The following is a 405-nucleotide window of genomic DNA, read 5'->3' on the forward strand; positions in this document are numbered from 1 at the left end:
AAGGTTGAAGTCAGCATCGACACGGCAGTTGGCGGTAACTTTGAGAATCTGGTGCCTAACACTGCACCCGTCGTCACCGACGTGAACGATACCCTCGACACCAGCACTGTTTCGCTCACCGCAACTTCGACGGTTGGCGAAGGCGGCACCGTGGTTTACACCGCTTCGGTGAATGCTCCGGTCACCGGCGCTCCGCTGGTCGTCACGCTGTCGAATGGTCAAAGCATCACTATCCCAGTCGGCGCAAGCTCTGGCTCAGTGAACTTCACCGCGCCTAACGATGCGTTGGCGGGCGGAAGCAACCTGAGCGTCAAGATCGACGACGCTAAGGGCGGCAACTACGAAAACCTGGAAATCGATGGTAAGCCTGCGGACACCGCAGTGACCGATACCCAGGACACTACC

The 405-nt window shown here is 58.5% G+C and carries 1 protein-coding gene; it reads left to right on the forward strand.

Going from position 1 to position 405, the window contains the following annotated elements; all coding sequences use genetic code 11:
• On the forward strand, positions 1-405 hold a 405-nt coding region (locus tag ACE04F_RS18625; protein ID WP_486108971.1), incomplete at both ends, for an immunoglobulin-like domain-containing protein.

It is taken from the genome of Pseudomonas sp. AGC41 (assembly GCF_057334555.1).